Below are 18,663 nucleotides of genomic sequence, written 5' to 3' on the forward strand. Positions count from 1 at the left end.
GTTAATAGAACTGACATGCAAAACAGGCCCGGGCAAAGAAATGGCACTCTTCCCCAAGTATGTCACAGGATCTATCATGTCTTTTATTTTATATCAAGCCCCTGTAATCTAAGCCCAAACAGGGATGGTCCCAAAGGTTTCACCCCCGGGGAGACCCTTCTTTACCAGGGGACGATTTTAGATATCCATAATGAATCGAATTAGTTACAAAATCGACACCCGGTTTCCGCATTTTCTTGATCTTTTTTTTTCATCATGATAGGCGTAATTTAATTTCCATGAACTCCTGGAAAGCACGCAGCCTTTAAACAAGACCGAACAGCACCGTAAGTGCTAAACATATAATGGAGGAAGATACAAATTGAAAACAAACAGTGTTAAGGACCTGATGGTCCCCCTGGCCGACTATGCAACGGTGACGGAAGATGCGTCACTCTTTGACGTCGTGCAGGCGCTAGCAACCGCCCAGGAACGATTTAACCATTCAAAATACCCCCACAGGGCCGTTATTGTCCTTGGCAAAAACGGTAAAATCGCTGGAAAGGTCGGCCAGCTTGATGTGTTAAGGGCACTGGAACCCAAGTACAGCGAAATGCTTGAAAGACAAGGTCTTGCAAAATTCGGATTCTCAAGGACCTTTATGAAATCACTTTTGACAAACTACCATCTCTGGGATTCCCCCCTCAAAGATATCTGTATTAAAGGGGCTTCCATACCCGTGTCCAAGGTCCTGACCCCCCCTTCGGAAGGAGAACTCATAGAGGAGAATGACACCCTTGACGAGGCTATTCACCAGCTGGTCCTTGGCCGGCATCAGTCCCTGCTGGTGATGAAAGAAGAGATTGTTACAGGTGTGCTTCGCCTCTCAGATGTGTTTGAAGCCTTTTCAAAGATCATCGGACAATGCCCTATAAAATAAGCTGTATAACGGCTGCAACCATTTAAAATCAGACAAATCGACTTGCCCAGAGCAGGGTACAGGTTCTTGTCACAACAAAATTTGAAACGCCTGCACCGATAATGTTTCGATGTGCGTTTCACATATAAAGATCAGACAATTCAGGAGGAAACCTTTAATGAGTGTTGAAATAGAAATGGAAAAGACAGCCAGTTTCAACTGGGTTAAAACGGCATGGCTTTTTGTGGGTATTGGACTTTTTACCCTTGTCTACTTTTCCCCGGTCTGGCCCGATGCCATCGATCCTCTGGGCAAGCACTTTGCCCTTTCAAAGGCCGGCAAAGGCGCCATTGCCGTCTTTCTCATGGCCGGAACCTGGTGGGTGTTTGAAGTGGTTCCCATTGGTGTGACAAGTCTTGCCATTGGCGTCATGCAGACCCTTTTTTTCATCCGTCCGGCCCAGGTGGCATTCAAGGATTTCATGGACCCCTCAGTCATGTTCATCTTCGGGTCCATCGTCATCGGGCTTGTGTTCACCAAAACCGGACTGACCAAACGACTGGCCTATAAGATGCTCTCCATTGTGGGGGAAAAGACCAGCATGATCTACCTTGGCTGCTTTGGCGTCACCGCAGCCCTGACCCTTATCATGGCACACACGGCCGTTGCCGCCACCATCTATCCCCTGCTCGTGGCCATCTATTCCCTTTACGGAGAGGGAAATAAACCGACCAAATTCGGCAAGGGTCTGTTCATCGGCATGGCCTATGTGGCGGGCGCAGGCTCCATCGTCACCCTTCTGGGTGCTGCCAGGGGGGCTGTTGCCATTGGTTTTTTCAAGGATATCATGGGCAAGGATATCGGTTTTTTCGAGCTGTCCTACTACATGGCGCCGGTGGGCTTTCTCATGACCGCGGCCCTTTGGGTCTATTTCATGATCGTTTTAAAGCCTGAGAAAAAAACCATCCCCGGCCTCAAAAAAAGGGCAAAAAACCTCTACATCGAGCTTGGCTCCATCACCCGAAAAGAGATCGTTGCCGCAAGCATCGTGGGGCTCTGCATCCTTGCCCTTGCCACCTTTGCCATTCTCAAGGCCTTTATTCCAGGCTTTGTTGCGCCCCATAAAACCGCTGTAATTCTTATCTCCACCATACTTTTTTTCATCACGGGTATCCTGGACATTGACGATCTGGAAGAGATTCCCTGGAACATTATTCTGCTGTTTGCCGGAGCCATGAGTATTGGTTTCTGCCTCTGGGACACGGGAGCCGCTGAATGGATGGCCATCAACTGGCTGACCATTTTCAAGGAGTCCCACTGGTTTGTATTTGTCATGAGCATCGCCTTTTTCGTCATGATGATGACCAACTTTATCATGAACGTTGCAGCCATTGCCATTTCCCTGCCCGTGGCCCTGGTCATCGCCCCCTACCTCGGGGTTTCCGGCGAAGCCATTCTCTTCTCCTCCCTTGTGGTTGCAGGCATGCCCTTTCTGCTGCTCGTGGGTGCGGCCCCCAACGCCATTGCCTATGACTCAAAACAATTTACCACGGGCGAATTTTTTCTCTATGGCGTCCCGGCAAGTATCATTCTCCTGGTCATTGTCGGCTTTTCCGTCCTGGTGCTGTGGCCCATGATGGGAATGCCCATTACCGTTGGATAAATTAAGAAAAGGGGGCGGATTTGACATCCGTCCCCTATTATCAAAATCCTTTCCATGTCTGGTCAAAGGGCGCTTGCAACTTTTAGGTGTAAATTTTAGGACAGAACAATGACAGACAGCACAGAAACAAAAGAGGCCGGTCTGCTCCCGGAAAAGGCAGCACTGCTGTTACGCCTCAAGCACGAAGGTTTCAACGTCCCCGAATTCATATATGTACCTCCCGAAGCGTTTCAAAACAACGCCTTTGGCCCCCTTGAAGCATTTCTCTCCCAGCACCAGCAGTACTACAAGGTTATCGCAAGGAGCGCCCATCCCCTGGAGAACCGTTTCAAGGGCGGTACCTTTGACTCCCTTGACACCTATGCCGATGTCCTGGGAATCACCTATGCAAGATCCAAGATCATCAAGGCGGCACGCACCAGCAAGGCCCTTTCCATCAAGCGCCAGCAAAAGTTCTTAAAGGCCCCTGCCCTCGACCTTGAGCAGATGGGTATCATCGTCATGCCCTTTGTGGAAGGGTCAAACGTCATGGCAAAGATGATCCTCAACGAGTGGGAGTTCGGATACTGCAGAAACAGACACGCCAGAATACAGTCAGACCCCTACATCACAAAGACCCCCCACGACCGGAAACTCATGGCGTTGTCCAGGCAGATACAGACCTTCCTGGAATTTCCCTGTGAAATTGAATACATCATTTCAGAAACCGGTGAAATCTTTGTGGTCCAGGCAAAGGACATCTCAAAGATTGAGGTCCTTGAACAAAAACAAGGTATCATCTCCATCCGTCTTGCCGGTGTCAAACGAATACGAAAGCGCAGAAATTACCGGGAACGACCCATCTACGTCATGGACACCAAACAGCTATACATGAAAGTCATCGCAAAATGCGAAGAGATTGTTCTCGAGGACCTGCCGCCCCGGGAGGGACTGGAACAGGCCATTGATATCATCCACGCCTTCCAGAACGAAATCGAAACCTTTGCCATGACCCACCAGCGATTTGCCATCCTGGGCATATCCATCAAGGAACCCCGGGAATTTTACCAGATTGCCAACCACTACCTTGATGACTTTCCGGACCTCCAGCAAGAACTGGCCCAGGAACTCAACAACAACCTCTATCAGATCGATTTTTTTCTCTTTGAAGCAGACACCCTTATTGCCAAAGACAGGTTGCGGGTCAACCTGGGCAGCCACGATGCCTACGGCATTGATACGGTGAGAAACCCCATGTGGAACGTCTTCTGGCATGCGGACAAGCATGAAGCAGTTACACGGGAAATCGCTCACCTGGGATTCAGCACGGGGGATACCGTTGGAATCTTCCTCAACAAAGAAGAGATTCCAACGGTGTACCGGCTCTAGGAAAAAACGAAAAACCCGGGGCTACCAAGCCTTGGAACTCATGATCTTCCTGATCTTTTCCTCGGTCTTACGTTCAACAAGAATCATCTTGTGGGCCTTGGCCTTTTTGATCTTTTCAGTGAGGCTGTTCATATCGGCCGGTTTTTCCACAAGATCCATGGCCCCGAGCTTCATGGCCTCGATCCCCTTTTCAACAGTTGCGTTACCGGTCAGAAGGATCACCTGGAGATCCGAATTAATCTTTTTCATGTTTTCAAGGGCCTCAAGGCCGTCCATCTCGGGCATGAGAAGATCAACAATAATGGCGTCAAAGGTCTCGTTTTTCACCCTTTCCAGGGCCTCTTTTGCCGAATTGGCCGTTGTTACATCCATGCCGCGGTTGCGCATCCTTTCGGACATGACGTCCAGAAAATCCTGCTCATCATCAACCAGCAATATTTTTTCACCCATGGTTATTCTCCTTTAAATATAGGTTGTATTAAAATTCGACCCAAGCCCTATCAACATATTACATGATTTCTGCATTTTCCGGAAGTTTTAACACAAGTTCCCGGGTGTCTGCAAGGGGAAGGATGTTCGCCCCAAAGACTTCCAAAAGCGCCAGATCCCAGGGCATTTTGCCACCATCCACCCCATCCACGGGAGAGAAGACAAACTCAACCCCTTTGTCGGTATTGCCAATGGTAATGGTCATGGTCCGATTTTTGCTCCTGTCAATCCCTGCAGCGACATGGGCCACGGTCTCCCATAGAAGATTCATGAACAAAAATTCATTGAGATTCATGACTACTGGTGACGCCGGGGGGACCACCTTAACCTCAATTCCAAGGGTGGAAAGGACTTTTTCTCCCAGCTCAAGGGTAAAGGCAAGGGCTGCGGCCACATCGACCTGCCGCACCGGATCATCCACACTGTGGGCCAGGCGGTTCATCTTTTTAACGGTGGTGTCGGCCCGCTGTATCTGCTGGCCCACCCTGCCTGCGATGGTTCCGATTCGTTCGGGATCAATGGGGTTACCCTTTTTTGCCATCAGGCATAAATCCTCCACCAGTCCTGCATTTTCATTGATGATGGCCAGTGAGTTTTTGATCTCATGGCTGATGGCAGCCATCATTTTACCAAAATAGGCAAGCCCCATGGGTTTTACTGCCTCTGTTTCCCCGTTCATATTCACACTCCCCCTGCACTTCAGCTGTTTGCGTTTGGCATGGCCTGGTTCATGAACGTTATCAGCTGATCAATATCAACGGGTTTGATCAGATAGTAAACCCCATCCGTCACCCCTTTGTTATAGTCGTCCTCTGAGCCGTGGCCTGTCAGATAGATAAATTTCATGCCGGGAGCGATTTCTTCAATTTTTTTCTTCAGCTCAATCCCCCCCATCTTGGGCATCTTGACATCCAGCACGGCAATGTCAAAATGATTTTTCCCGATGCTCTCAAGGGCCTCGTTTGCGCTTGAGACCCACTGAGCTTCAAATCCCCGGAATGAGAGGCGCTCAGCAAGGGTGGACACATATTCCACCTCATCGTCAACTAGAAGGACTCGCACGTGTTTATCTCCTTTTTATTTTTGGGTTTAAACGGCAAGGTCACTATAAAACTTGTTCCCTTGCCTATTTCACTCTTGACCTTGATACAACCGCCCGCCTCTTCCACAAGCTGATAGGTGATGGAAAGCCCCAGTCCTGTTCCGCCCTGGGCGGCTTTTTTGGTAAAAAAGGGCTCAAAAATCATCTCAAGATCTTTTTCCGGGATACCGCACCCTGTGTCTGTCAGGGTAACCATCCAATATTGATCATTTTTTTTCTGTACATCAATGGTGAGCCGGCCCTCACTGCCAATGGCTGAGAAGGCATTGTTCACGATATTGAGCAGCACCTGCTGGAGCTTTCCCCGGTCACACTCGATCTTTGGGAATCCCTCCGGAACCGAGATAAGAACCTCGATGCTTCGATACTCCGCCTCCTTTGCCAGGAATCCCAATACCTCTCTTACCACAACTTCAATGTCAATGATCTGAAAGGATTCGTCCATGTGCCGGGCAAAGTTAAGCAGCCTTTTGGTAATGGTTCCGCAGCGAGCCACCGACGAAATCACAGAGTTCACAAGGCCCATGAGCTTGTCGTCGGCGGAATACTTTTCCCGGAATACAAAAATGTCCTTGATCAGTCCTGCCTTTTCATTGATGATGGCCAAGGGGTTATTGATCTCATGGGCGACCCCTGCGGCAAGCCTTCCCACTGTGGCAAGCTTGTTGTCATACTCGATCCGGTGCATTGCCATGGCCCTTTTCCTATCGGAGAAAAACATCTGGTTGACCATATAGGTGGTGCCAAAAATAATCACCCCAAGAATCAGGGTGATGCTCAACAGCAGAAATCCGATGAGATGGGACCGGGTGGCGTACCAGGATTTCATCAGGGCAGCCTTCTGCTTTACGATCATCAGAATGAAATCGGTGTCTGGAATATAGGCGTACCCCACAAGGTACCCGGCATGATTTTCGTCGCGGTATTCATGGGCCTGGGTGCGGTCCGAATAGGGGGGAACAGGAATGTCGACCGTGGAAAGGACATTGCCGTGAAACCGGCTCGGGGTCTGAATCACCCGGTCATGGGTGATCAAAAAGGCATCGCCCTCACCGTTGAGCTCAAGGGTTGAAAGAATTTCGTTGAACTGATCCGTGTCAATCGTGGCCCGCAGCACATAGAACCCACCATCGTCGAACTCGTACTTAACGGCGATGACCAGATGGGGTTGATTACGGAACCCGAGAAACACCTCACTGATGTAAACCCCCATCTCCAGAACCTTGTTGAACCAGGCCTGGTCGGAATAATTCTTGCCCCCCAGATTATAGGCACCGGAATAGGCAATATGGATACCGCGGTCGTTGATCACCCCAAGATCGACAAACCCGCCAAATCCGGCTTCAAGGTTGTCAAGGATATGGGCCAGGCGATCCGTGTTGCTCAGAACCGAAAAATCGTTGTCGTGGACAACGAAATCCAGGGCAGCCTTACGCGCTGAAAAAAATGCGGAAATGGTCCGCTTGGTGTTGGAGACCGTTCTCCTTGTTCGAAGGGAAATCTCCGATTCAATGGAACGCTGGGTTACATTGTAATCCACCACGGTGATGGTGATCAAAGGAACCAGGGTAACCGCAGCCATGAGCAGGATCACCATGCGCCAGATCTTCCTGAAATTAAAGGTGTGCTTGGAACGGCCCTGGTCAACGCCAGTGGTCGCAAAGAATGCGGGTTTAAACTTCTCAAAAAAAGACATTTTAATCAGTACCCCCACGGGTTAGGCCTGTTTCAGGGGCGAATTTTCATCCGTCCCCACGGATCCCCGGGGCGGATTTTCATCCGCCTCCACGGTTTATACGCCCTGTTGTTTAATCTTTTCGTTGGCAAGCTTCAAGGTCTTGCTCAACAGATCAATGTCAACGGGTTTGTGAAGATAGGCAAAGGCACCGAGCTCCATACAGACCTTTTTATCGGCCTCACTGCCGTGGCCAGTCAGAATGATCACCTCAATGCCGGGCTTTGAGGCCTTGACCTTTCGGAGTACCTCAATACCATCAATTCCGGGCATCTTCAGATCCAGAATCATTACATCCGGTTCGTCCTCGTCAACGATGTTCAACGCCGATTCACCGTCATAGGCAACGGCGGAACTCATCTCCCGCATGAGAAGCCGTTCGGACAGGGTCTGAACAAACTCCCTTTCATCGTCCACCAGCAGAACCTTTGAAGGGGTTTCAAAATCAAACTTACGGTAAATGTCTGTCTGGTAAAAGCCCTTGCCGATCTCGGTTGTTACCGTCTTGACTCCCTCGACCTTCTTGGCAATGGCGGTCAGGTCCTCTTCCAGGCGTTTAAGCATCAGCACATTCTTGTTGATGGTGAGGGTTACATTCCCTGCCGTTGAAGTCACCACAACGTTATGGCCCTCTTTGGACAGGGCCGTTTCAACCCTGGCTGCCAGGAGAAAATCGGCAACTGCAAGGGCTGAAGCATCTGAATAGGCAACGGCCGGGCTCTGGGCTTTTTCAACCACAAGGGCAACGGCCTCATCCACGGAAGTTTTTCCCATGGGAATCACAATGTCGTAAAGGGTATTATCCCAGGGATCCTTGTTCCCTGCAAGGGATTCAACCCAGGCCGCAGCATTTTTATCGTTCTCCTTGATGAGTCGCAGGGCCTCTTTCTGGTTGATGCCAGAAGCTTCGGCCTCCTCGTACCGGTACTTGAGCTCTGCAATGGAACAGACCCTCAGAACATGGCTGATGTACTTTGGAATCAGATGGGCCGGAAAACCCGTTACAATCAGATTATCCTGGGCAAGCATCTCGGCCACAGCCAGCCGCATGCAGGCAATGGAGCGCTCTTTTTCATGGGTGAACTTATTAAATATTGAGGTTTTTTCAAAAAATGCCTCTTTAATTTTACCCTGACTGATATTAGACAGGGCGGCGGCCTTTGCGACGATCTCATCCTCAGTAATCAGCCTGCACCCTGTTTTTGCAACCAGGGCTGCCTCGATCTCCTTATCCTTACAGAAATTACCGCTGAACAGTGTAATGACAGACATGATATTTTCCTCTCCTGATATTTTATGCAAGCTTGCAGGTGGTTGAAAGTGGGCAATTCTGCTCCTGGCTACTCTCATGGGCATGTTCATGGACCTTGCAGATCGCCTGTTCCATGGTTGGATAGATGTGATCCCTTCCGATCTTTTCAATGAGATGGGTACGTTCAAAAACCTTTGACACAGATTCATTGACCCCGGAAAATGAGATATCAACACCGGCGCTCCTGACATTATCGATCAACAGCGACAGAAGTTCCTCACCCGATGCGTCAATGTCGTTGATGCCGTTTGAAACGATGATGATATCCTTTAACTCTTTTTTTCGAGCCATCCGGTCGTTTATCTGGTCCTCAAGATAACTTGCATTGGCAAAGAACAAAGGACCCTCAAACCGGACAAGGTCAATACGACTGCATTCCCTAAGGCCATAGGTTACGGAGCAACGAAGGGCATTGTCGTCAAACCGGGACAGAGAAGGGACCTTGGGCCGCATGCTCTTGTAAAGAAAGACCATCAGTGACAAAGCTACACCCACCATGATACCTTTGTCAAGATGGGGCGCAAAGGCAAGGGTGCACAGAAAAGTGATGATCGAAATGGCACCGTCATACCACTGGGCCCGCCATGCATGGATAAAACCCGATACATTGACAAGACCGATAACAGCCATCATGATAACGGCGGCAAGCACACTCTGGGGAAGGTTGTAAAGAAGCGGGGTGAAAAACAGCAGGACCACCACCACGGCAAGACTTGTGAAAACACTGGAGAGCCCGGTAACTGCACCGGCCTGAAGGTTGACCGCCGACCGGGAAAAAGAGCCTGAAGTAGGGTAACTCTTGCCAATGGCACCGAGAATGTTGGCAAGCCCCTGGCCGATGAGTTCCTGGTTGGGATCAAGGCGCTGGCCCGTCTTTGCGGCCATGGCCTTGGCAATGGAGATGGCTTCCATGAATCCCAGAAGCGAGATAATGGCGGCAAAGGGCAGGAGTTTAAGCATGACCTTGATGTCAAGTTTGGGTATGGAAAGGGAGGGAAGCCCCCTGGGAACGGTGCCGACCACGGCACCACCGCCCGTTACCAGAATACTGGTCGTGTCAAGCAGTCGGTTACTCACCTTGAGGCGCCAGGTTCTGCCGTCGGTTTTAACATTTTCAGGCAGATCCTGCTTGAGAAAAAGTTTAAGCGATCCGTTGTTCTGGACAACGCCGGAAAACAGAAGATTCCTCAGGGCTTCTCTCTGGAGGTGGGACATGTGGTTGAGTCGTTCAAGTTTTACGGCCGTTACATTGAAATCATGGACCGCATCCAGCACCTTGATGGTGTCTTTCTCTTTTTTGGCCTCGTCAACGGCATTGGAGCCAGCGGCCCGCTCTTCAGCAAGAACGGGAATTTCTGCAACGGTTTTGTTGAACGCCTCGATATCGGCGCGGACATCCGGCGAATCAAAGGCTGAGATATCAACATTTTCATTGTGCTCAAATCCCATGGCCCAGGCGATCACGATGGTCACAGCAACGGCCACAAGCACATTGGGAATCTTGGGAAGCATCTTTTTGAGCCCATACATGATGGCAAATGCAAGGGCCCCCATGAAAAGGGTCGGCCAGTGGGTGTAATGAACAGCAGCCTTGCACACGTTGATGATGGTTTCATAGTGGTGTTCTGACTTGTCCACATACACACCGAACATCTTGGAAAGCTGGGACGAGGCAATGATGATGGCAGCGGCATTGGTAAAACCGTTGACAACGGGGTGGGACAAAAAATTCACCACAAGCCCAAGGCGCAGTATCCCAAGGGAAAGCTGGAACACGCCGACCATAAGGGCAAGGACAATGGCATAGGCAATAAAGCCTTCACTCCCAGCCGTTGCAAGGGGTTCAAGGCTTGCCGCAGTCATCAGGGAGACAACCGCCACAGGGCCCGTGGCAAGCTGCCGGCTTGATCCAAACAGAGCCGCGATCATGGGGGGCAAAAAAGAGGCGTAAAGCCCAAAATAGGATGGCATTCCGGCCAACTGGGCATAGGCCATGGACTGGGGAATAAGCACCAGTGCCACAGTCAGTCCCGCCAGAAAATCAATCCTGAACTTGTCAAGGTTATATCCCTTGAACCATGTAATGAACGGTAATAGTTTCGTCAGCATTTAATCACCTGAATTTGGGTTAGGGGTTTAAAAAATCATGTTTTGTATTTTAAAATTTTTCTGCATGAATTGATAAGATCCATATAAAGTGCCCCGGTATCGTAAAGGTTATAAATCTTAAACCGGACCACTCCGTCTACCATGGAAAAAATCACCAGGGCTGTTTTCCGGGTATCATCGGCCAGGATGGATCCATCCTTTCGGCCGAGGGCAACGGCCCGTTCAAAAATATCCACAAGGCTGTTGTATATTTTTTCAAGATGGCTTCGGCACTCCTTGTTCACCAGGGCGAGCTTGTAGGGGTAATGGCTGTGGAGTAAAAGGAACCACTCCTCCATGGATCCTGCAAGGTAGAGATAAAAAGAGATGATCCCCTCCACAAGATCAATGCCCGACGCAAACTCATGCTGGTCCAGGTAGGCGTCAAACTCCTCGATAATGCCGTCCTTGACAGTCTCCAGCGCCGTCAGGAACAACGTTTCCTTGCTTTTGAAATGATAGAATACCGTGGCACCGGAAACGCCGCCCATCCGGGCCACCTCGGTCATGGAGGCATCTTGAAATCCCCTGTCGGCAAAAAGGGTGATTGCAGACCTGAGGATATCATTTTTTTTGGACATCTTTTCTCCGTTTACAGTTTTGATTGCCCCCTAACCAGACTACTGATTAGTCAGTCAGTTTTATTATCAATAAAAAATGACCGGGTCAACAAAAAACGGATACGGCTATTTCAGGGACATAATTTTTGCCACCAGGACGTCAAGGTCCACGGGTTTCTGGAAATAACCCGACGCCCCCATATCCATGACCAGGGTCTGATCCCGTTCGTCACCATGGCCGGTAAGGATAATGACGCTGATGTCAGTGTGTTCGGCCTTGACCCGTTCGAGGACATCAACCCCGCCCATGCCCGGCATTTTAAGATCCAGCACCATCACCCGGGGAGGGGTGGATTCGATCATGGAAAGGGCCTGCTCACCGCTGTAGGCCACAAGGGTATCAAAGCTTCGCATGGTGATGCGCTCGGCAAGCGTATCCACAAACTCCCTTTCATCGTCCACCAGAAGAACTGTGATCCTGCCCATGGGCTCTCCCCCTCCTTTTTTGACTTGTTTTTTTTAAACAAACTTGATTTGACCTTTATCACCTGCTGAAACAATTTTCAAATCCTTTGAGTATCCCGGGCCCCATGGGCCGGAAAAAAACATCCTCACCGGTCGGAATATCAGGCCTAACGCACCAGACGTCGTTCCAGGCAAGGAAAGGACATGTTGCAAATCAGCCCAAAAATAGGTATGACCGGGCCATGATATTAGAATGGATAAACCTGCTAAAGGAAAAGAATCCCAACTTTTCCCTGATCCCCAGTCCAGATAAAAAGGTCTTTCTGACCCTTTTTTTCACCATTTTCATCACGGTGACAGGAGTAGGCATTGTGGTGCCTCTGCTGCCGGTCTACGCCAATGACCTTGGCGCAAAGGGCGTCTATATCGGTATGATCTTCGGTGCCTTTGCCCTGTCAAGGACGCTTTTTCTTCCCTGGTTCGGCAGGGCCTCGGACAGGATCGGCAGAAAACCATTCATCGTTGCAGGCCTCTTTGGTTACGTGCTTGTCTCCATTGCCTTTATCCAGAGCCACACGGTGGCAAGCCTGATCTTCTTCAGGTTCATCCAGGGAATTGCCTCAGCCATGATCATGCCCGTTGTCCAGGCCTATGTGGGAGAAATCACCCCGCCCGGCCGTGAAGGCTATGCAATGGGATTGTTCAGCATGTCCATGTTTGCAAGCCTGAGCCTGGGCCCCCTCATGGGGGGCGTGATATCGGATCTTGTCTCCATGGATGCGGCTTTTGCCTGCCTTGGCATTCTGTCTGCAACAGGTCTTTGCCTCACCCTGGTGTTGCTGCCCAAGGCCGGTGACGAACAGATCCGGCCCAGGGCGTCAGCCCTTCCCTCGTGGCGATCCATGGTAACCGACCCCGGACTGTTGGGACTTTTCTCCTATCGATTCGCTTACACGGCCTGTATCGGCATCATCTGGAGCTTTCTGCCCATCTTTGCCCAATCAAGATTCAACATCTCGGACACCCTCACCGGGGTACTTGTAATGCTCGGGGTCTTGATCAGCGGAATTTTCCAGATCCCCATGGGATACCTTGCAGACCGGTTCAACACCCAAAGAATGGTCATCGTTGGCGGCGTCCTGTGCGCCGTTGCCATGGTGATGGTCAACTCGGCAACCACCTATACCGGACTTGCCGGGGCTGTTTCACTTTTTGGCATTGGCGGCGGAATCTCCATGCCGTCCATCATGGCCATGGCCGTGATCAAGGGAAACTCAAAAAAAGCCATGGGATCAGTGATCTCGCTGATCACCATGGCCCACAGCCTCGGCATGATGACAGGCTCCATGGCTGCAGGCCTTGCCATGGACCATGCAGAGCTTGCCGTGGTTTTTCCCTTTGGGGCCGGTGTTATGGTCGTTGGCGGAACCGCCTTTTACCTTTTCATGGCAAGGGAACCGGCATGACCCATACATGGCCTTTATTAATCTTTCAAACCATATATATGCACAGACAAGGCAGAAGATAACCCCCATGGAAACAACAAACAGCGTTGAAATAGTACGAACAGGCAACGGGTGGCTCTGTGCTGAAAAGCCGTCGGGCATGAGCGTCCACAACCATCCGGGCAGTGATTTGCTCTGCGTCCTGGAACGGCAGATACGCGCCGATGAAGACTTAATGGTGGCTTTAGGCGCACAAGAAGGATTTCAGATCCACCCGGTTCACCGGCTGGACCAGGAGACCAGCGGCCTGATCCTTGTGGCCACAGACCCGGACAGGTTGCGTTATCTGTCAAACCTGTTCCAGCAGGGAGCCGTCCAAAAACACTACATTGCCCTGGTCCACGGCAACTTTGACCCGCCCTGTGATCCATTTCAAGTCTGGGACACCCCCCTGTCCAAACAAGCCGGCGGCAGAACCGACCCCAGGGGAAAGGGCAAACGGGTGAGATCTGAAACCCGATACCGCATCATGGACCAGAGCCCCCACTACACCCTTCTGGAAATCGAACTTGTCACGGGGCGCAAACACCAGATCCGCCGCCATGCAAAACTTGCCGGGCATCCGGTCACCGGGGACACCCGGTACGGGTCAAAACGGTCTGTGGAGTTCCTTAGAGAAAACCACGCCTACGACCGGTTGGGTCTCCACTCATTTAAAATTGAATTCATCCTGGACACGGTTCCCGTAATCATCACCTCCAGACAGATTCCCCGGCAGATGACGGCCCTCCTTGACCAGGATCGTCCTAAATAAGGCAGTCATACTCGTCAAATGCTGCCAGGGAGGTGAGCCCGATGGCCAGAATCACGGCAAGGTACTGCACCACGAAAATAGCAAGCATGATGGCAATCTGATACTTGATGGCCGTCATGGGCAGTGCTCCACCCAGGATCTGACCGGTCATCATGCCGGGCAACGCCACAAGCCCGATGGTTTCCATGCCGGCGACCATGGGATTGGCAACGGCAAAAAGCCCTCGTCTGAAATAGGGCAGCAGGGCCTCTGTCCTGGAATTTGAAAGGCTCAAGGCGTAGAGATACTCTTTCTGGCTGGTCCTGACCCCCTTGTAAAAGGTGTTGACTCCGATGATGATACTGCTCAGACTGTTGCCAAGGAGCATACCGGCAATGGGAATGGTGTGTCGGGCATCCAGGAGATGGGAAAGATCCGCCACAAACCCGTTGAAAAAGAGGAGCATGGACAGGCTGGGAACGGCAAAGGCTATCAATATGGGCATGAAAGGCTTGCCGCCTTTCATGTCACAGCCCTTGACTCCTGAAAAGGCGGCAACCACAATCATGGCGCAGACATACAAAAGATTGACAAACGGGTTGTTCAACCCAAAGACAAACTCAAGAAAAACACCCACAAGGGTGAGTTGGGCCACCATCCTGACAACAGCCCAGGCAAGCCTTTTGTTGATGAAAATCCTGAGCCGGCGGTTGACCACCATGATGGGCACGAGCAGGGCAACAAGGTACAACAGGGTCCCGTAGGTAACAGTTCCTCCTTCCATAATAACGACTCCTTAAAAAGCGATGTGCCTGGGCATCTGCATGGATTTCCAGGTGTCCTGGCACGCCCAGATATTATCGTGGGAGATGATGACAACGGTACTTGCTGCCGCTGCAACCGCCTCAACCACCTTGCGCTTAAGGGTCTCATCCAGGGCGGATGTCACCTCGTCAAGGACCCAGATCTTCCGGTCGAGCAACAGGCAGATGATGAATCCCAGTCGCTGGCGTTCACCACCGGACAGTTCACCCACCTGTTTTTTGAGCATCTTCGGGTCAAGATCAAACCGGTCCATGGCCTGCAACAGGGCCGTGGGGGTATAAAGGGAATTTTTGTTGACCCGGTAGGCAAAGATTTCTTCAATCAGGGTACCGACCCCCTCATCCCTTAAATCCACATCCTGACTCACATAGCTGATTTTGGAGCGACACTCGATCCGGGTACCCGGGGTTAACCGCTGGGAATCGATGAAGATCTCTCCTATGTCCGGTCGTACAAAGCCCATCATCATTTTGACAAGGCTGGATTTTCCCCGTCCTGAAGGCGCGTTGAGAATCACCTTTTCCCCGGGCCCAATGGTCAGAAAAAAATTACTGAACAACGGTTTGCCGTCAAAGGCAAGATGGATGTTGTCCATCTTCACCATTGGTGATTGCCATGATCTTTCTCCCATAAAAAACATATACTCTTTTTTTCCCTTTTGGTAACATAGGAGGTAATAGTTTGACTCAACTTTGGGGATTGGCTGTTTACATGGATCATCAAAGTTGAATAGTTTAAAAGTCAGGTAGGGGAGAAATACTATGAGCGAAAAAAAAGATCCAGACTTGATTTACAATGGCAATCCTGTGGCTCCTGAAGACACAAAACAAATTCAGGAGAAAATTTCTATTACGCCACGCACAGCCCCTCAACCTATCCTTAACTGCAAACTGAAGGATCTGAGTGAGGTGGATCTTGAAATCGTGGCAGACAACCAGAGCACACAATTGTGGAATGAGTATGTGGAACGATATCATTACCTGGGTTACCAGAAACCCCTGGGCCGTTCCATACGTTATTTCATCCAAAGTGAGCAGAACATACTGGGATGCATACTCATTTCCGGGGCAGCACACTCAATGGCGGCAAGGGACAGCTGGATTGGATGGACACCAGGGCAGTCTCTGAAAAATATGGCATGGGTTGTCAATAACTCCCGATTTTTAATTTTTCCATGGGTGGAGGTCAGGTACCTGGCCAGCCATGTCCTGGGCAAAATCACTCGAAACGTCGGCCACAACTGGAAGACCCGTTGGGGCTATACCCCGGCTCTGATCGAAGCTTTTGTCGATCCTGTACTGTATGAAGGAATCTGTTACCAGGCCTCCAACTGGGAATGCCTGGGAATGACCACGGACAAGGGCCTTGCCGGTATCAGCAAAACAGACCGGACCACCCCGAAAAAAATTTACGTCAAGCCATTAACCAAAAATTTCCGGGCCATTCTCTGCACGGATCACCTGGATGCAGACCCCATGGATACAGAGTCCATAGACATGAAAAGATCCTGAACAAATGAATTTTTCGACCATCCTCCTCCTGGCCGTTGCCCTTGCCATGGACGCCTTTGCTGTTGCCGTTGCCGCAGGCTTTCAGCTCAGGGAATTGACCGGCCGCCGGATCTTCAGGTTATCCTGGCATTTCGGGCTGTTCCAGGCCCTCATGCCCGTGATCGGATGGCTTTCCGGCAAGGCCGTAGTTTCGTACATTGAAGCCTACGACCACTGGGCTGCCTTTATCCTCCTCTGTTGGATTGGTGCCAACATGATTCGGGAATCCTTTGATACCAGCTCCGACACTCCGCAAAAAGACCCCACCCGGGGAGCAAGGCTCATTCTTCTTTCCCTTGCCACGAGCATGGACGCCCTTGCCGTTGGGTTCAGCCTTGCAGCGTTAAAGGTCTCCATTATTCTGCCCGTGGTCGTCATCGGCGTGGTGGCCCTGGTGTTCACCTGGATCGGACTGTTGCTGGGCAACCGCATGCTTTCGTCCAGAAAAGTCGGTAAGCAGGCAGAACTCATGGGCGGGGGCATCTTAATCCTCATTGGTGTTAAGATCCTCCACGAACACAATGTATTTTAGTGTTTGAACAAAAACTCACCCATCTGCGGCGTTGCTGCAAAATTCTGAAACCTCATGTACAGCAGTATACTCCGGTTTCAGAATTTTTTGCGCCTTGCAGATGGGCAACTTTGTGAGCATAGCTCCTCTTCGAGCCATCCAAACACGAGTTTTCGATCAGGCACTAGTTTAATCACCGGGAAGACACAATGGTGCCCGGTTGCCAGTTGCGGATCAAAGACACAAGGGTACGAACCCCAATCCCGGACGGCCCATCCTTGGGGATGTAGGTTTTTTCAGTGAAATCCCAGGCCGTGCCGGCAATATCCATGTGTACCCAGGGCGTGTCACCCACAAAATTTTCAAGATAGGCGGCGGCCGTGATTGCACCAGCTGATTTCCCGCCAATGTTCTTGATATCCGCCACCTTGGATTCAATCTGCTTTGCATAGGCCTTGCCAAGGGGTAGGCGCCACAGGGGTTCCCCTGCCTTTTCACCGGCGTCTTCAAGGCAACGGGCAAGGGCATCGTTGTTGCCCATGATTCCTGAATAGTGGTGACCCAGTCCCATGACAACGGCACCGGTCAGGGTGGCAAGGTCCACAACGCAGCAGGGGTTGTACTCGTTAATTCCCCAGGCAAGGGCATCGGCCAGGATCATTCTTCCCTCTGCGTCCGTGTTGACAATCTCAGCGGTTTTCCCGTTAAAATGTCGGATAACGTCCCCGGGTTTCACTGCCAGGCCGCCTGACAGGTTGTCCGTTGCAGGCACAATGGCAACCACCCCCACATGGGGACGCTCTTCGGCCACGGCCTGCATGGCACACAGAACGGCAGCCCCGCCGCACATGTCGTACTTCATCTTTTCCATACCAGGGGCCGGTTTGAGACTGATGCCACCGGAATCAAAGGTAACCCCCTTGCCCACCAGCAGGAGGGTCTCTGACCGATTTTCAGGCAGATACTCCAGCACGACCAGCTTGGGCGGTTCACCCGATCCCTGGTTCACGGCAAGAATGCCACCCATGCCAAGGCGTTCCATATCGCTCTTTTCAAGGATGCGGCACCCCAGGGAATGGGCCTTTGCAAGGGTCTGGGCAAACGCTGCAAAGGCGCTGGCAGTCCAGATGTTGGCCGGTTCATTGGCCATGTTTCTTGCCTCGCAGGCAGCCAGTGCCGCCCTGCGGCCAAGGTCCATACCCTTTTCCACGGCCGGATCGGTTTTACCGGAAACAAGAAAAACCTGTTTCAATCCCAGGTATTCACGCTCCTTGCTTTCCGGCTGCTTGTACCTTACAAAACGATAATCGCCCAGGCAGATGCCCTCAACCAGGCATTCAGCTGTCTGGCCTGGATCCAGGAATGGCGTTTCAGGAAGCGCCACCATGAGGGTTTCGACCTTTAACAATTCACACTGCCCGGCAATGCACCCTCCTGCCCGCCGGAAAAGATCCCTGACCCCACCCGGCTCCTTTTGATCCGAAGAATCTCCCACGCCCAGAACCAGTATCCGTGCTGCACCGGCAACGCTTAATTCAGTTGAATGGAAGGGGTAAAGAAGAAGGGTTTCCCCCTCCTTGCCTGAGAAATCTCCCAGGTCAAAGGCTGCCCGTACCTGGGCATCCACCAGGTTGTGGCAGACGATCTTCCCTCGTTCCTTTGCCTGGTTTACGCAAAAAACCAGGAGATCCCCCTTAAGCCCTTCCATATTAAGATTCACCGCAAACTGTGCCGTTGTCATGATCTTTCCTCCCTTCCCCAATCCACCACCTAAAAAAAAGAAAAACCCCGTTGCGCTT

18 protein-coding genes are annotated in these 18,663 nt (G+C 51.1%); 7 read left to right on the forward strand and 11 right to left on the reverse strand.

Going from position 1 to position 18,663, the window contains the following annotated elements:
- Positions 1 to 361 precede the first annotated feature (361 nt).
- From HRM2_RS19860 to HRM2_RS19870, 3 genes are all read left to right on the forward strand, one after another.
- Positions 362 to 919: a CBS domain-containing protein gene (locus HRM2_RS19860; protein WP_202944667.1), complete on the forward strand. Its 558-nt coding sequence runs from the start codon at positions 362 to 364 to the stop codon at positions 917 to 919.
- Positions 920 to 1,076: 157 nt separating this feature from the next.
- Positions 1,077 to 2,561, forward strand: a complete 1,485-nt coding sequence (locus HRM2_RS19865) for an SLC13 family permease (protein ID WP_015905821.1) — start codon at positions 1,077 to 1,079, stop codon at positions 2,559 to 2,561.
- A gap of 108 nt (positions 2,562 to 2,669) precedes the next feature.
- Positions 2,670 to 3,929, forward strand: a complete 1,260-nt coding sequence (locus tag HRM2_RS19870; protein WP_015905822.1) for a hypothetical protein — start codon at positions 2,670 to 2,672, stop codon at positions 3,927 to 3,929.
- Positions 3,930 to 3,950: 21 nt separating this feature from the next.
- On the opposite strand, the gene HRM2_RS19875 is transcribed toward HRM2_RS19870, so the two are convergent.
- The 8 genes from HRM2_RS19875 to HRM2_RS19910 all read right to left on the reverse strand — a co-directional run bounded on the left by HRM2_RS19875 (position 3,951) and on the right by HRM2_RS19910 (position 11,761).
- Positions 3,951 to 4,379 carry a response regulator gene (locus HRM2_RS19875; RefSeq protein WP_015905823.1) on the reverse strand — a complete coding sequence of 143 codons (429 nt, stop codon included), beginning with the start codon at positions 4,377 to 4,379 and terminating at the stop codon, positions 3,951 to 3,953.
- A gap of 58 nt (positions 4,380 to 4,437) precedes the next feature.
- Positions 4,438 to 5,097: a sensor histidine kinase gene (locus tag HRM2_RS25555; RefSeq protein ID WP_015905824.1), complete on the reverse strand. Its 660-nt coding sequence runs from the start codon at positions 5,095 to 5,097 to the stop codon at positions 4,438 to 4,440.
- Between the two features lie 20 nt (positions 5,098 to 5,117).
- Positions 5,118 to 5,480, reverse strand: a complete 363-nt coding sequence (locus HRM2_RS19885) for a response regulator (protein WP_015905825.1) — start codon at positions 5,478 to 5,480, stop codon at positions 5,118 to 5,120.
- On the reverse strand, positions 5,465 to 7,216 hold the full coding sequence (locus tag HRM2_RS19890) for a sensor histidine kinase (RefSeq protein ID WP_015905826.1): 1,752 nt from the start codon (positions 7,214 to 7,216) through the stop codon (positions 5,465 to 5,467). Before HRM2_RS19890 ends, HRM2_RS19885 begins: the two co-directional genes overlap by 16 nt.
- A 96-nt stretch (positions 7,217 to 7,312) precedes the next feature.
- Complete coding sequence (locus tag HRM2_RS19895; RefSeq protein WP_041274168.1) at positions 7,313 to 8,527, reverse strand: response regulator; 1,215 nt, start codon at positions 8,525 to 8,527, stop codon at positions 7,313 to 7,315.
- Between the two features lie 22 nt (positions 8,528 to 8,549).
- On the reverse strand, positions 8,550 to 10,676 hold the full coding sequence (locus tag HRM2_RS19900) for a SulP family inorganic anion transporter (protein ID WP_015905828.1): 2,127 nt from the start codon (positions 10,674 to 10,676) through the stop codon (positions 8,550 to 8,552).
- 35 nt (positions 10,677 to 10,711) lie between these two features.
- On the reverse strand, positions 10,712 to 11,296 hold the full coding sequence (locus HRM2_RS19905) for a TetR/AcrR family transcriptional regulator (protein ID WP_015905829.1): 585 nt from the start codon (positions 11,294 to 11,296) through the stop codon (positions 10,712 to 10,714).
- A gap of 105 nt (positions 11,297 to 11,401) precedes the next feature.
- On the reverse strand, positions 11,402 to 11,761 hold the full coding sequence (locus tag HRM2_RS19910; RefSeq protein ID WP_015905830.1) for a response regulator: 360 nt from the start codon (positions 11,759 to 11,761) through the stop codon (positions 11,402 to 11,404).
- 221 nt (positions 11,762 to 11,982) lie between these two features.
- On the opposite strand from HRM2_RS19910, the gene HRM2_RS19915 reads away from it, so the two are divergent.
- Together HRM2_RS19915 and HRM2_RS19920 are read left to right on the forward strand one after the other, a co-directional pair.
- Complete coding sequence (locus HRM2_RS19915) at positions 11,983 to 13,206, forward strand: MFS transporter (protein WP_015905831.1); 1,224 nt, start codon at positions 11,983 to 11,985, stop codon at positions 13,204 to 13,206.
- Between the two features lie 67 nt (positions 13,207 to 13,273).
- Complete coding sequence (locus tag HRM2_RS19920; protein WP_083776663.1) at positions 13,274 to 13,999, forward strand: RluA family pseudouridine synthase; 726 nt, start codon at positions 13,274 to 13,276, stop codon at positions 13,997 to 13,999.
- On the opposite strand, the gene HRM2_RS19925 is transcribed toward HRM2_RS19920, so the two are convergent.
- Together HRM2_RS19925 and HRM2_RS19930 are read right to left on the reverse strand one after the other, a co-directional pair.
- Positions 13,992 to 14,762: an ABC transporter permease gene (locus HRM2_RS19925; RefSeq protein WP_015905833.1), complete on the reverse strand. Its 771-nt coding sequence runs from the start codon at positions 14,760 to 14,762 to the stop codon at positions 13,992 to 13,994. The genes HRM2_RS19920 and HRM2_RS19925 overlap by 8 nt on opposite strands.
- A 12-nt stretch (positions 14,763 to 14,774) precedes the next feature.
- On the reverse strand, positions 14,775 to 15,434 hold the full coding sequence (locus HRM2_RS19930) for an ABC transporter ATP-binding protein (protein WP_187149288.1): 660 nt from the start codon (positions 15,432 to 15,434) through the stop codon (positions 14,775 to 14,777).
- A 130-nt stretch (positions 15,435 to 15,564) separates the two neighbouring features.
- On the opposite strand from HRM2_RS19930, the gene HRM2_RS19935 reads away from it, so the two are divergent.
- A complete protein-coding gene (locus HRM2_RS19935) occupies positions 15,565 to 16,314 on the forward strand; it encodes a Druantia anti-phage system protein DruA (protein ID WP_015905835.1) in 750 nt (249 codons plus the stop codon).
- A gap of 4 nt (positions 16,315 to 16,318) precedes the next feature.
- Complete coding sequence (locus tag HRM2_RS19940) at positions 16,319 to 16,885, forward strand: manganese efflux pump MntP (protein ID WP_015905836.1); 567 nt, start codon at positions 16,319 to 16,321, stop codon at positions 16,883 to 16,885.
- A gap of 172 nt (positions 16,886 to 17,057) precedes the next feature.
- On the opposite strand, the gene HRM2_RS19945 is transcribed toward HRM2_RS19940, so the two are convergent.
- Complete coding sequence (locus HRM2_RS19945; RefSeq protein WP_015905837.1) at positions 17,058 to 18,605, reverse strand: leucyl aminopeptidase; 1,548 nt, start codon at positions 18,603 to 18,605, stop codon at positions 17,058 to 17,060.
- Positions 18,606 to 18,663: the final 58 nt, after the last annotated feature.

The sequence above is a fragment of the Desulforapulum autotrophicum HRM2 genome (genome assembly GCF_000020365.1).
GTDB lineage: Bacteria > Desulfobacterota > Desulfobacteria > Desulfobacterales > Desulfobacteraceae > Desulforapulum > Desulforapulum autotrophicum.